A 12,808-nucleotide genomic window follows, 5' to 3' on the forward strand; every position below is an offset into this window, starting at 1 on the left:
CGAGAGACTGCGCTCGATTGACGAAGCTATCGTTGTAGACCGCGTGGGGAGAGAATGTGTTCAATACGCTCTCCCCGGACCTCATACGACGGCGGCTGACTTCCCTGTTTCCAGCCGAACGTATCGAAGACATCGCGCGAGAGCGCGATGTCGTCCAACGCCACCGGACAATCGACATCACGATGCTCGTCTGGACGCTCATCATGGGCTTCGCCGTCGACGGCGAAGCCCGCACGATCGCCGGATTTCAGCGGGCCTACTCCGCAGCGACTAACCAGACTGTTGCTCGCTCCAGTTTCTATGACCGGTTCACACCAGCACTTGGTGCCCTGTTGAGCGACCTCCTCGAGCACGCTCTCGAGGAGGTCGCGGTTCCCCACACGATCGCACCACAGTTCGAGTTATTTCGTGATGTGCTGATCGCCGATGCAACCGTTTTCCGGTTGCATCGGCTCCTTAGCGAGTTTCCAGCGACTCACTCGGATCAGTCCGGCGCGAAGCTTCACCTCGTCCATAACGCTACTACTCAGAGCCTCGAACAGTTCCAGCTCACCGACGAACGCACCCAAGAGAGCAGCCAGCTCCGCACAGGGAGCTGGCTGCGAGACCGGTTGTTACTGTTCGATCTCGGGTTCTACAGTTTCCGCCGGTTCGCGTTGATCGAGGAAAATGGCGGGTTCTTTTTGACGCGGCTGAAGTCAAACGCGAACCCGTTGATCGTCGGGGAGCGGCGGAAATGGCGCGGGCGCGCCATTTCCTTGCCAGGCCGTCGCCTCCAGGACGTTCTGGGCGACCTCACACGCGAGATCGTAGACGTGACTGTGGAGATCACATTCAAGCGACGGCCGTACGCAGGGAAACAGTCAACCGACACGATGGAGTTTCGCGTCGTCGGTGTCCGCAACGAGGACACCGACGACTACCATCTGTACGTTACGAACCTGCCCGATGAGTTCACTCCGAGGCAAGTTGCGGCGCTGTATGGGTTGCGGTGGGAAGTGGAATTGCTATTCCGGGAGTTAAAATCGCTGTATGGGCTGGAGAAGTTCCAGACAAGCGATCCAGCAATCGTGGAACTGCTGGTTGTGGCGGCTCTGCTGACGCTCGTGGTCAGCAGAGCCTTGCTCGGTATATTTCAGGAGCTGTTTCCTGAGACGGTGTTCCCTCGGGAACGCTGGGCGAGGACTTTCAGGTCTCTCGCCCAGCTCATCCTCGAAGAGTTGGCCCAGTCGTTCGGGCATCCACCGCCGAACCTGCCGGAGTTGCTGTTTCGTGACGCTCGTCAACCAGAGAAATCACGCCTCTTACTTAGTGAACGAGTGGCTGAAGCCTACACGAGGTGATCCAGTGTTTAACCGAACACCAATGGCGAGGCGCCAGAAACGGGCGCATTCGGATCACCCCCAGATTGGAGATGCGCGACTACGACACGGAAGCAACGTGCTATGGAGAGCCTCGAACGACGATAAAAATCGATCGCGTCGTTCCGGTTCTGTATCGCGGGGAAGGGCGGCAGCGTCCGTCTCGGACGAGAGACTACCCTTCGATCTCGGCGACGTCTTCGATTTTCATCCCATCGAGTTTATCGACGATATCGTCGATTTTGCCGTCGAGTTCGTCGACAAACTCCGCGGTGCGCTCGGTCTTGATCGCACCTTGGCTCGATGGCTCGATCAGGTTTTCCTCCTCGAGGACTCGAAGCGAGTACCGAACCTTGTGGTGGGGATAGCCGGTCTCGTTCGACATTTTAACGATCCCGATCGGTTCGTTTTCGATCACCATCTTCAAAACCTGAAGATGGCGTTCCAGCATATCGACTTCCTTCTCAAGTCGGTCTATCATGGCATTTGTTAACTTGTCTTTGGGCCTTTTAAAAGTTACTCTCGGTTGTTGAAATGACCACTCACAACTCGGTGATCGTTCCTGTCAGTAGTTAACGCTTCCGATCGCGGTTATTTCTCCGACCGCGTCGATGCAGATATGACCAGGGACGGGGTCGTCGCCGCGTGACTCCCTCGGAATGCGGGTTGATGGCGGGTTCTGATCCCATCGGCGATCGGATAGCGACCGAGGTGTCTCCCAGCGTAACCACCCGTATACCGTAATCTGTTTATCGGCCCGGCAAGAAGCCGCCGCTGTTATGACCGTCACTATCGTCGGGTCGCAACTCGGCGACGAAGGCAAGGGTGGGGTCGTCGACTTGTACGGCGACGCCGCCGACGTCGTTGCCCGCTATCAAGGCGGGGACAACGCTGGACATACCGTCGTCCACGACGGGACGAAGTACAAACTGTCCCTGGTGCCGTCGGGTGCCGTCAGAGGGAAGGTCGGCGTTCTCGGTAACGGGTGCGTCATCAACCCGAAAACGCTGTTCGACGAAATCGACACCCTTCGCGAACGGGGACTCGAGCCCGACGTCCGCGTCGCCGAACGCGCTCACGTCATCCTTCCGTATCACCGCACGCTCGACGGAATCGAAGAGGCAGAAAAAGACGACCTCGCAGCGGGGACCACCAAGCGCGGCATCGGGCCGACCTACGAGGACAAGGCCGGCCGCCGTGGCGTCCGCGTCGGTGACCTGCTCGATCCGGACGCGCTGCGCGACCGACTCGAGTACGTCGTTCCACAGAAGAAAGCCCTCGCCGAGAACGTCTTCGGCACGGAGACCGGCGAGGAGTTCGATATCGATCACCTCTACGAGACCTACCGGGAGTACGGCGAGCGCCTCGCCGACGAGGGAATGACCGTCGACTGCGGACGCTTCCTTCAGGAGCGAATCGATGCCGGCGAGAACGTCATGCTCGAGGGGGCACAGGGAACCTCGATCGACATCGATCACGGTATCTATCCTTACGTGACGTCCTCCAATCCAACCGCGGGCGGTGCGAGCGTCGGGACCGGTCTCGGCCCGACAGTCATCGGTCAGGGAGAGGTCGTTGGCATCGTCAAGGCCTACCTCTCCCGCGTCGGGACCGGACCGCTTCCGACCGAACTCGGCGGCGTCGAGGGACAAACGCCCGACTACGATGCGAACGAGGGCGCCGGCGAGGACGAAGAAGAACTCGCAACTTACATCCGCGACGAAGGTGGGGAGTACGGAACCGTCACCGGCCGTCCGCGGCGGGTCGGCTGGCTCGATATGCCGATGCTCCGTCACGCGGCCCGTGCGAACGGCTTCACCGGACTCGCGATCAACCACATCGACGTGTTGGCCGACCTCGACGAGGTCAAGGTCGGCCACAGCTACGAATTCGACGGAACGGAAATTCTGACCATGCCACCGACGACCGAAGCGTGGGGCCGGTGTGAGGCTACCTTCACGTCGTTCGACGGGTGGCCCGACGTCGACTGGACCACGGTCGCCGAGGACGGTTACGACGCGATTCCCGAGAACGCACGGACCTACCTCGAGTACGTCGCTGAGGAACTCGACGCACCCATCTACGCCGTCGGCGTCGGCCCCGGTCGCGAGGAGACCGTCGTCGTCGAAAACCCGTACGAGTAGCGCACCGGTGGCGCCCACCGTACACCACGATTCGACGGTGTGACGACGGCGAGCGTCACTGACCGAGTCGTTCGGGTACGTTTGTTTCTCGTTCTTCCGAAGACGGATTTTCCGACGACTGTGAGGTTGCGCGCACGGATGGCCTCGAGGTCCCGCTCCCGGTAGACGCCAGCGGATGGCGAAGACGCTATCCCGGCGGTTTCCCGAAACCTTTTGCTTCAGGCGACGATCCTACGTAGTATGAAAGAATCGTTGCTGGACATTCTCTGCTGTCCGCTCGATAAAAACGATCTGGAACTCGAGGACCCCGCGTACGACGACGGTGAGGTCATCGGCGGGGACCTCGTCTGCACGGAGTGCGGCGAACGGTATCCAATCGAGGACGGCATTCCGAACCTGCTTCCCCCAGATATGCGCGAGGAAACGCCGGCCTGATCGGCCCGATTTACCGTGCCCGACACCGAGGTCAGCGTTCACGTCAATCGCGGGAACGACAATGCGCTCGAGCCGGCGGCAGACGTCCTCGAGACCGACGAGTCCTTCGACCTCCGATTACACGGCCACGAGTCGCCAGCGCACGTCCACTGCCGTCTCGACGGCGGCATAGAACGGATCGCATCGCTCGATCAGTCGAACTACTATGTCGAACCTGGCGCGGTAACGATCGTTCCGATCACCGTCGATGCTGCAACCATCGATCGCTCGATCGAGGGCCAACTCGAGGTGCTGACCGGATACGGGTCGGAATCGGTCACCGTCGCCGTCACCGTCGTCCCAGGGGCGTCGGACGTCGACATCGACGAGTCGCTCGCGGAACCCGCCCAACGAGAACCCGACCAGACGGCATTCGAACGAACGATCGGTCGAGTCGTCCCCGGAACCGGGCTCGAACCAGCGACGCTCGCGGTTCTCGCGCTGGGACTCGCCGCGGTCGTGATCGCGGCGGTAACTGCGGCGACGATCGCCAGTCCGGTTGTGACCGTCGGCCTCGGAATCGTCATCGTCGGCGTCGTCGCCGCGCTCTTGTTGTTGGTCTGGTAGTCGCCCGACGAAATCGCAGCCGGCGTGCCTGGATAGACTCAGTCGTCGATCCTCGTCACCTCGAGCGCCCCGTTCTCGTCGAATCGTTTGGCCCGGAGGTATCGCGCCCGATAGCGGTTCGCGCCGTCTGTGACGTCCGCCTCACGGATGTCACCGGTGCGCCCCTGCGCGACCGCATCGATCAACTCCTCGAGTTGGTTCAGTTCGCTCGTCGTGAGATCGAGTCGGTACGTGTGTTCGTCCTCGGACTCGAGGATCGCCCACGTCCGAGCGGCGGCGATCACGAGTGAGCACGGCTCGCGACAGGGAAACGGGCCGTCACCGCCGTCGACGTCGATGTCGTCCTCGTCGTCGTACTCCCACTCGCGCCGGCGGAGACACTGCGAGTCGACGCAACAGGCCTCGGCCATCCACGCGACAGCCTCGCGAGGGAGTTCGTCGACCACGTCGTAGATCCCCGTCTGTCGCTCCGCCGTCTCGAGCCAGTGGTCGACGTCCAGATTTCCGCACTGTTCTCGGTGCCAGTTGGCGATCGTCGCCGGGTAGAAGAACCCGATCGTTTCGACGAGCTCGTCGCCCGTGAGGCCGGTGAAGGCCCAGCCGGAGACAAGGGTGGGCGCGGTCTTCAACGGCCGATAGCGGCCGTCCGGGTCGTACGTCGCGATCTCGCGGGCCGCACGGGGATCGTCGTGTACCTCGAGGGTGGCGAGTGCAGTGTCAGCGTCGTCGACGTGCCAGATGTCGTAGACCCGCTCGTAGTCCCGGTCGTCGACGTCGAGGAATCGAGTCGTAATGGAGAGTTGTCCCCACCTGCGGTCGATGCCCTCGCTGAGCGCGTCGTATCGCTCCGAGACGGCGAGTGGCTCCACGTCAGCAGGTTGGTCCGAGTCACCGCTTCCGACTGGGCCGTCCGGACTCCTCTCGACACTGCCGTCCTCGAGTGGCGCACGCTCGCACCACCGGAGAAACGCTCGCCGAGCGGTTCCCTCTCCGCCGACCACCTCCTGCCAGTACCGCCAGTTCGTGACGTACTCCTCGCACGCCTCGAGTGCTCGCTCGAGATCGGCGTCTTCGAGACCCGCCCACTCGTTCTCCGGCGTCTCGAGGGTGTATCCGTCGTCCGTTTCCTCGACGCGAAACCCGTCGAACGCGATACCCGACGAGGCGTGTTCGGCCAGCGTCTCGATATCGTCGGTAGTCACCGTCACGTGTCAGTCCCCCGACCCAACGCTTGGCTCGGCGTCCGACCCCGTGGTCGACCCGACGAGTTTTCGAACCGCTTCACGAGCGTTGCCAATGTCGGCTCCGGCATCGGCCGCTCGTTCCAGGAGAACGTCGGCCATCAGGTCCTCGGTACCCACGGCGCCAGTGTACCAGATCCGGTGGCCGTCGACTTCGGTCGGCACGTCCCATCCCAGGCGGTAGTCCTCGGTGAGACCCATGTCCTCGGGGATATCCTCCTGCGTGTGATAGCCGTCCGCGACGAACAGGGGAACCACGACGACGTCCTCGCTCTCGAAATACTCCGTCACGTCGTCGACCTCCGGTTCCTCGTCCATGAACAGCGCCTTCACCTCGTCGAACCGATCGCGTTTCCGGATTCGCTCGGTGTGGTATTCGATCGCCTTCGCGGAGTTCTCGTTTCGGTCGGTGCCGTGACCGACGACCGCGAGACCGAACCCCTCGCCGACGTCCGGGTTCTCGGTCACGGTTTCGGCCCGCTGGACGATAACGTCCGTCATCGCGTCGTGAGTCCCGACCGGCCCGCAGTAGTGAATCGTCTTCCCGACGTCCGTCGCCTCGAGCGTGATCTGCGAGGCACTCGTGCCGTCCGACTCCCACTTATCGGGATCCCACTGCTCGAGGCGTAATTCCCGGGGAATCACCTGTTCGGTAAAATAGCCTTCGCTGATGAAAAGCGGGACGACGAACACCTCATCGGACTCGAGGGTCCGGATTACCTCACGGAAGTGCGGTTCCTCCTTCCAGAACGCCTCCCGCACCTCGTCGAACGCGCCCGTCTCGCGGACCGTGTCCGCGTGGGCGTAGGTCGGATCAGAGGCGTCCGGATTCAGGTGCGATCCGTGTGCCGCGACGACCAGGGCTTGCATGGATGGCGGTTAGGATGGTGACGGTATAGGGACTTCGCTGGCGGTCCACATCACCGGGACTATCAGCGGCGTGTCGACCGACCGCGAATCAACCGGTGGCGAGTCCGAGACTCCGAATACAGCACCACCGCCGGGTCGGATCGACGCCCGCGGCGTCGTCAGGCCGAGACTGAAACGTCGGTTCGGGCCTCGCAGGTCTGATTCCGGGCTCTCAATGCGGCAACCGCTACGTATTCCCCCGGCTTCGGAGCGGCCCATTCCGCCTCGTAGCTCGTCGCCGCACCAGGCTCGAGCGTCTCCGAGATGAGTACCTGGGCGAACACGCGACCGTCGGTGAACCGCCAGACCTCCTCGTCGTCATTTTCCACCACGAACTCCGCCTTGCACGCGTCCGAAAACTGGAGTTCGACCGGGTCGTCTCCCTCGTTGGTGACGGTGAATACGAACAGGACGGCGTTTCCGGTATCGTCTCCCGCCGTCTCGAGCGATCCCTCGAGCGTCATAATTCGAGGTTCGGTGGCGTCACAGATAGGTCTTATCCGTCACGAAATGAAACGGGACCGGGATTCGCGTTCCAAACCCCTTGCTCTCCCAGTGAGTTGGATTCGCACTCCGCCTACCGGGAGAGCACGACGGTATCGAGGGCGCTCGTGTCGTCGCTCTATCCGTACCCATCGCGAATGCGTCCACCTGCAGGTTCGCGAGAACGGTCCGGAACCGTTCTCCGGTCACGAACGGGTTCGCACCGTCAGATCGATCCAGTCGACCGAGAGTGGGACGTCGAATGCGGTCCGCTCGGTACCAGGAGTACTGTCCGTGCCGCGGAACTGGGAGACGAGTTTCGCTCCGCCACTCGCGAGACCCGTTTCGTCTCCGGAGCTCAGACGGAATACCGATAGCTGGTGCCGGACTCGAGATCCGTCAGTCGAACGTGACCAGTTCACTCCGTCTCGTTCGCTGCCGTGACTGGACTGATCGTACGTTATAATTTGGACAACAACGCAGCTATTTTTGTGGATTGTAGGAATACTCGCACGAATAACTGTAGTGGTGCGTGATGTTCAATAGTAACGACGATGGGTGTCCCGACTGGCGGCTCGCAAATCGGACTGCACGCTGGTCGAAACGCTACGTCTATTTGCGCGCAGTCCGAAGTCGCGAGCGTGCAACTGGTGGGCTACGAGCCGAGCGGGATCGGTTCCGCGCTGCTGGTCAGCGACGGCGACGAAGCCACGGTCGATCGCCACCCACTCGAGTCCGGCGAGACGCTGTCCTATTCGCTCGGGAATCGTCACTGCGCCGGGACGATCGACGATGGCGAGCACATCCCCTGTGATCGGCCGACCGGCCCGTACTGCGACTACCACACGAGTACGTGGGTTTGCGCCCGCTGTACCGGCACCTGCCTCAAAGACGAGATGGACTGTTACGAGCCCCACGCGGTCTACATCGCCGCCTTCGCCCCTGACACGTTCAAGGTCGGCGTCACCCGCGAGTGGCGTCTCGAAACCCGTCTGCGAGAGCAGGGGGCCGACCGCGGCGTCCACGTTCACACCGTCTCGAACGGTCGAATCGCCCGCGAACTCGAGGCCGAAATCGCCCGGCGGCTGATCGACCGCGTCAGAACCAGGCCGAAAGTCGCCGCGCTCGCCGCCGACGTCGACGAAGACGCTTGGGCGTCTCTCCGCTCAGAGTTCGACGTCATCGATCAATTCGACTTCGACTACGGGATAGACCTCGAGACGCGGCCGGTTCGCGAGACGGTCGCTTCGGGGACGATCATCGGCGTCAAAGGCAGACTTCTCGTTCTCGAAAATGCCGGAACGACGTACGCCGTCGACATGCGCGACCTGGTCGGCTACGACCTCGAGGAAGGGACGGCGGAACGCGACCTCCAGTCCACCCTGGGCTCGTTCGAGTAGCAGTCCGCAGTGGTCGAGACAGTGGCCGAAAGGCTGGTGACCGACTGGATGACGTCCTCCTCGGCGTTCACGCCGGGGGGTCCTCTCGCGTGGTGGCGGTCGCTCCGACCCCACCGGAGGCACGATTCCCCTCCCTTCGCGGGTACTCCGGGTTGATCATGCAGACGAGTGGGACGTGCCACGTCGCCCACGCGACGCCGAGAATCGGACTCGTTGCCAGCGCGCTCTAGCGGACCTGTAACCAATCGAACCAGTAGCCACAGAGCCCGATCTGCACGATCGCCGGAAATGCGAGCGTGGCGGCGACGTGCAGGACGACGACCGTCGGATCGAACAGCTGTCCGGTCCCGACTAGCTCGAGCGGCGACGATCAGATCGAATGCCGGATAGAGCACCGGAAATGTCCACGGCTCCGTGCGGCGGGCCATCCGTTGCAATCGCCGCCGCAACGTCGTTCGTGACTCGGAGGACGTATCGATCTCGCGTCTCGTGGACGTGATAACTTGGACGTCGAGTTTCAGGCGTCGGGATCCAGCAGGAGAACGCTATGTCTGGCTGTTACTCGCCGCGGAGTTCGTTCACGTGGTCGATCCGGCGCTGGACGAGGTCCGCTTTGCCGATATCGTGGCGCACGTGCAGTCCTTCCTCGCCGGCGACGGCGAGCGCGTCCTCGGCGATCGCTTCGGCTTCCGCGATCGAATCGGCGACGCCGACCAGGGCGAACGAACGCGAGGTCGTCGTATAGATGCCGTCCTCGCGTTCGTCCACACTCGCGTAGTACAGCAGTGCCTCACCCACACTGTCTCGCGGCTCATCGCCGCTCGAGCTATCGGTGGCGCGGATTGCCCGCGCCACGCTTTCCTCGTCGACCCGAACCTTCGCACCGGCTTCGGGGGCCGTCGGATACCCGTCAGGAACGGCGTACTTGCAAACCGTGGCCTGTGCGGCGAAGTCGAGTTCCGGGAACGCCTCGCCATCTCGGGCGGCGATGAGGATCTCGAGGAAATCGGTCTCGAGGACCGGCAGCGTATTCATCGCCTCGGGGTCGCCGAAGCGAGCGTTGAACTCGATCACTTTCGGTCCCTCGGCCGTCAGCATGAACTGGCCGTAGAGGATCCCACGGTAGTCCTCGAGAGCGTCGGCGGTGGCCTCGATGATCGAGACGGCGTCCTCGTAGTCCTCCTCGGTCATGAACGGGAGTTCGTTCGTCGCGTCGGAGTAGCTCCCCATCCCGCCGGTGTTGGGCCCCTCGTCGCCCTCGTAAGCGCGCTTGTGGTCCTGGACCGCCGGTGCGGTTCGGAACTCGCCGTTGGCGACGAACGCCTGGACGGTGAATTCCTCGCCGATCAGCCGCTCCTCTAGAACGATTCGGTCGTAGTCGGACTCCCGGATGTACGCTTTACCCTCCTTGGCGGTGACCTGATCGCCGATGACCTTGACGCCCTTGCCGCCGGTGAGACCGGCTGGCTTGATCGCCAGATCGCCGTCGTATTCGTCGATGAAGGTGCAGGCCGCCTCCGCGTCGTCGAACGTTTCGAAATCCGGGTTTCCAGGAATCCCGTTTTCCTGCATGAACCGGCGTTGGAAGGCCTTGTCCGTCTCGATGCGCGCCTCGTCCTCTTTCGGCCCGAAGGGATAGATACCCGCGTCCTCCAGTGCATCTGAGACGCCCGCTTCGAGCGGCGCTTCGGGACCGACGACGGCAATCGTCGCATCGACCGACTCGGCGTACTCGACGACTGCCTCGGGATCGGTCGTCTCTATGGTCTCGAAGTCGGCCGCGATACGGGCGATACCGGGGTTTTTGTTGCCGGCACAGGCGTAGAGCTCAGCCTCACTGTCCTCGAGTGCGCGGGCGATGGCGTGTTCACGGCCGCCACCACCGATCAGCAGGACGTGTTCTCGCATACTCGAAAGCGGAACGCACGAACCTGTAAACGTTGCTCTTCGTTCGGATGAAAGTACGCACGTTCGTGCAACTCGTGTGGCTATGTGGCCGCAGTTGGCCGCTGTCGACGGCGTGGCGGGTCCCGTCCGTCGACGCTCACAGATCGCCCCTTCTGAGGAAGTCGTCGTCGAAGGTGAGGCTGTCCTCGTCGACGGAATCGAACTCGGCGGCCACGAGGTTCCCAGCCGGATCGAATATTTCCGATTCCTCCCGCATCACGTACAGTTGACCAGTCTCCGTCCGTGCAGACTCCTGCGCGAACAGGAGGAACCTGCGGTACGTGCCGAGGTACGTGGCGTGGACGGTATTGTAGTCGGTGAACAGTCCGCTTTGTTTGACGTCCTGCGGGACCCAGCCCTGCGCTCCCGACGTAATTTCGAAGAGCGCCTTCGAGTAGAAGTCGTCGGGGCGGACGGCAGCCTCGCCGCCCTCGTTATCGATGATCTCGAAGTCCTCGCCTTCCTCGTATTCGAACGGCAGGCCCTCCTGTTGAATCGGCCGATACTCGACTCGTACGAGATTGTCCGCAGCCAATTCGTTTTCTGTCGGCGACGACACCATGTCGTCGAAAATGTATAGTTCTCCTTGCTCGATCTGGGCGTCCGGCGGAACGAAGAGATAGATTTCCTCGTTCGTGTTGAAGTACTCGATAATTCGGACGCCGTAGTTCTGCACGACGTCCGCATCCACCGGAGGCGCGTCCTCGAGCTGCGGCGAGGCGACCCGAAAGATCGCGCCCGAGGTGAACTCGTTGGTGGTCGTGATAGCCTCCTGAAATCGTTGTTCGCCCGCTCCGTCTCCGCCTTCGGTCGGCGTCTCCTGTGCGGTGGCGCTCCCGGTCGCACCGAGCAGCGCTCCCGTGGTTGCGCCGACCGCGTTCAGGAACCGACGCCGTGACTCGTGGCCGAATAGTTCATTCATATGGAATCGGCACCCGTCTTTCGGTACCGTTCGTTCCCAAATAGTACACCGGCTGGACTTTGCAACCGCCTCGAACGGGGCATAGCGAAGCACGGTCGCCACTCGCCCCGTCTACCTGTTCGAATCGGATCGGAGGCGGCTCCGGAAGAATCCGACGAGTTCGCCGACGGAGTCGGTTCCCCAGAGCGCGACGATCACTGCGCCGACCGCGTTGAACACGAAATCGGTGACGATGTCGTCGATTCCGTACACGGTGACCACCGTCCCGTCGAGCGCGAACTCGAGGACTTCCCAGAAGACGCCGGTCGCGAGGACGAAGACGACGATGAACACGGATCGAAACGTCGGCGGGACGTCCATCTCGTCGGAGTAGAGTTCGAAGGCCCGGAACGCGGCGTACCCCAGCCCCGCGACGACGGTGGCCGAAACGGTATGGGCGATCTCGTCGTACCACTGATACCACTGATACAGGCCGAGCGAGCCGATCGTGTGGAGGACCACGGCGACGGTGATCCAGAGGACGAGTCCGGCGTCCATCGAGTATCCGTACTCTCGACGCAGCCACGCGGGCAAGAGCGTGATTCCAAGTGCGAGACCCGTCGTTCCCGAAATTCCGAACTGTAACGTCACCACCCCGTACCCGAGAAGCGCGAGGAGCACGAGTTGTAGCCCTCGAACGATAATGCGCTCCTGGGAATCCGACAGCCCCAGTGCCTCTCCGAGAGTCATGGCGATCCCGCATCGTTAGTCGTTCGGCTGACGGCACCGGCCGGCTCGAACCGAGCGATGTACCACTGAAAGAGCACGCCGATTGCGAACCCGACGACGGTGACGACGACGAAGTCCCACTGCAGTTCGGTTTGCGAGCGAACGTACTCGGTCCCGAACCACTGATCCGAGTAGTACTGTGCGACCGTCCAGAGCGCCTGTAGCGCCATCGTCGTCAGCACCGCGAACCCGATTGCGAACCGACGACTCAGTTCGACCGACGTAAACGCTTCGAGGTCGACGACGACGATAAGCGCGAGCGTCGCAACGGCGAGATACACGACCGTCTCGAACGCGACTCCGGCCCCACCAACGATCACTGCGACTGTAGCGACCCCGAGGAGAGGCCAGGCGACCATCTCCGTCCAGTCGTGGGTCACGGACGCGGGTGTCGCCGCCACGATCACGATGAGCAACCCGAACCCGCCCCAGAGCGGGTCGCTCGTGAGAACACTCTCGAGCGAACCCAGCACGATGATCCCGGTTAGTGTCCACCCGATGATGGCGTTCATCCGCTCGTCGTGGACGAGTCCCTCGAGCGTCACTGTCTGTCAAGTAGGTCCGAGCCCACTAAAACCTGGAGCCGGATACG

13 protein-coding genes are annotated in these 12,808 nt (G+C 62.4%); 5 read left to right on the plus strand and 8 right to left on the minus strand.

What is annotated here, in order from left to right; genetic code table 11:
- Positions 1–56 precede the first annotated feature (56 nt).
- Positions 57–1,343, plus strand: coding sequence for an IS4 family transposase (locus NJU76_RS13885; RefSeq protein WP_254529671.1), 1,287 nt, complete (start codon positions 57–59; stop codon positions 1,341–1,343).
- A 193-nt stretch (positions 1,344–1,536) separates the two neighbouring features.
- Here the strand turns inward: NJU76_RS13885 and NJU76_RS13890 are convergent, their stop codons facing one another.
- A complete protein-coding gene (locus tag NJU76_RS13890; protein ID WP_006429686.1) occupies positions 1,537–1,842 on the minus strand; it encodes a hypothetical protein in 306 nt (101 codons plus the stop codon).
- Between the two features lie 298 nt (positions 1,843–2,140).
- Here NJU76_RS13890 and NJU76_RS13895 point away from each other — a divergent pair, with 298 nt between their 5' ends.
- The 3 genes from NJU76_RS13895 (at position 2,141) to NJU76_RS13905 (ending at position 4,546) form a co-directional block, all read left to right on the plus strand.
- Complete coding sequence (locus NJU76_RS13895; protein WP_254529672.1) at positions 2,141–3,505, plus strand: adenylosuccinate synthase; 1,365 nt, start codon at positions 2,141–2,143, stop codon at positions 3,503–3,505.
- A 240-nt stretch (positions 3,506–3,745) separates the two neighbouring features.
- Positions 3,746–3,940: a methytransferase partner Trm112 gene (locus NJU76_RS13900; protein WP_254529674.1), complete on the plus strand. Its 195-nt coding sequence runs from the start codon at positions 3,746–3,748 to the stop codon at positions 3,938–3,940.
- Positions 3,941–3,955: 15 nt separating this feature from the next.
- A complete protein-coding gene (locus NJU76_RS13905; RefSeq protein ID WP_254529676.1) occupies positions 3,956–4,546 on the plus strand; it encodes a DUF7524 family protein in 591 nt (196 codons plus the stop codon).
- 38 nt (positions 4,547–4,584) lie between these two features.
- Here the strand turns inward: NJU76_RS13905 and NJU76_RS13910 are convergent, their stop codons facing one another.
- The 3 genes from NJU76_RS13910 to NJU76_RS13920 all read right to left on the minus strand — a co-directional run bounded on the left by NJU76_RS13910 (position 4,585) and on the right by NJU76_RS13920 (position 7,160).
- On the minus strand, positions 4,585–5,754 hold the full coding sequence (locus NJU76_RS13910) for a DR2241 family protein (protein ID WP_254529678.1): 1,170 nt from the start codon (positions 5,752–5,754) through the stop codon (positions 4,585–4,587).
- Between the two features lie 3 nt (positions 5,755–5,757).
- Positions 5,758–6,657: a CbiX/SirB N-terminal domain-containing protein gene (locus NJU76_RS13915; protein ID WP_254529680.1), complete on the minus strand. Its 900-nt coding sequence runs from the start codon at positions 6,655–6,657 to the stop codon at positions 5,758–5,760.
- 158 nt (positions 6,658–6,815) lie between these two features.
- Positions 6,816–7,160 carry a BsuPI-related putative proteinase inhibitor gene (locus NJU76_RS13920; protein WP_254529682.1) on the minus strand — a complete coding sequence of 115 codons (345 nt, stop codon included), beginning with the start codon at positions 7,158–7,160 and terminating at the stop codon, positions 6,816–6,818.
- A 660-nt stretch (positions 7,161–7,820) separates the two neighbouring features.
- Between NJU76_RS13920 and NJU76_RS13925 the strand changes: the two genes are divergently transcribed.
- Entirely contained in the window at positions 7,821–8,579 is a 759-nt protein-coding gene (locus NJU76_RS13925; protein ID WP_254529684.1) for a DUF2797 domain-containing protein, read from the plus strand.
- 558 nt (positions 8,580–9,137) lie between these two features.
- Here the strand turns inward: NJU76_RS13925 and purD are convergent.
- The 4 genes from purD to NJU76_RS13945 form a co-directional block, all read right to left on the minus strand.
- Positions 9,138–10,487: a phosphoribosylamine--glycine ligase gene (gene purD, locus NJU76_RS13930; RefSeq protein WP_254529686.1), complete on the minus strand. Its 1,350-nt coding sequence runs from the start codon at positions 10,485–10,487 to the stop codon at positions 9,138–9,140.
- A 136-nt stretch (positions 10,488–10,623) separates the two neighbouring features.
- Positions 10,624–11,448, minus strand: coding sequence for a hypothetical protein (locus NJU76_RS13935; protein ID WP_254529688.1), 825 nt, complete (start codon positions 11,446–11,448; stop codon positions 10,624–10,626).
- A 111-nt stretch (positions 11,449–11,559) separates the two neighbouring features.
- Positions 11,560–12,177, minus strand: coding sequence for a DUF2238 domain-containing protein (locus NJU76_RS13940; RefSeq protein WP_254529690.1), 618 nt, complete (start codon positions 12,175–12,177; stop codon positions 11,560–11,562).
- Complete coding sequence (locus NJU76_RS13945; protein ID WP_254529692.1) at positions 12,174–12,761, minus strand: hypothetical protein; 588 nt, start codon at positions 12,759–12,761, stop codon at positions 12,174–12,176. Before NJU76_RS13945 ends, NJU76_RS13940 begins: the two co-directional genes overlap by 4 nt.
- Between the last annotated feature and the right edge of the window lie 47 nt (positions 12,762–12,808).

Origin of the sequence: Natrinema gelatinilyticum, assembly GCF_024266705.1 — an archaeon.
Lineage (GTDB): Archaea > Halobacteriota > Halobacteria > Halobacteriales > Natrialbaceae > Natrinema > Natrinema gelatinilyticum.

Bases quoted from the DNA above. Each gene is read 5' to 3' on its own strand.
- NJU76_RS13915 (WP_254529680.1), bottom strand. From the start codon at position 6,657: ATGCAAGCCCTGGTCGTCGCGGCACACGGATCGCACCTGAATCCGGAC.
- purD (WP_254529686.1), bottom strand. From the start codon at position 10,487: ATGCGAGAACACGTCCTGCTGATCGGTGGTGGCGGCCGTGAACACGCC.
- NJU76_RS13890 (WP_006429686.1), bottom strand. From the start codon at position 1,842: ATGATAGACCGACTTGAGAAGGAAGTCGATATGCTGGAACGCCATCTT.
- NJU76_RS13920 (WP_254529682.1), bottom strand. From the start codon at position 7,160: ATGACGCTCGAGGGATCGCTCGAGACGGCGGGAGACGATACCGGAAAC.
- NJU76_RS13895 (WP_254529672.1), top strand. From the start codon at position 2,141: ATGACCGTCACTATCGTCGGGTCGCAACTCGGCGACGAAGGCAAGGGT.
- NJU76_RS13940 (WP_254529690.1), bottom strand. From the start codon at position 12,177: ATGACTCTCGGAGAGGCACTGGGGCTGTCGGATTCCCAGGAGCGCATT.
- NJU76_RS13935 (WP_254529688.1), bottom strand. From the start codon at position 11,448: ATGAATGAACTATTCGGCCACGAGTCACGGCGTCGGTTCCTGAACGCG.
- NJU76_RS13900 (WP_254529674.1), top strand. From the start codon at position 3,746: ATGAAAGAATCGTTGCTGGACATTCTCTGCTGTCCGCTCGATAAAAAC.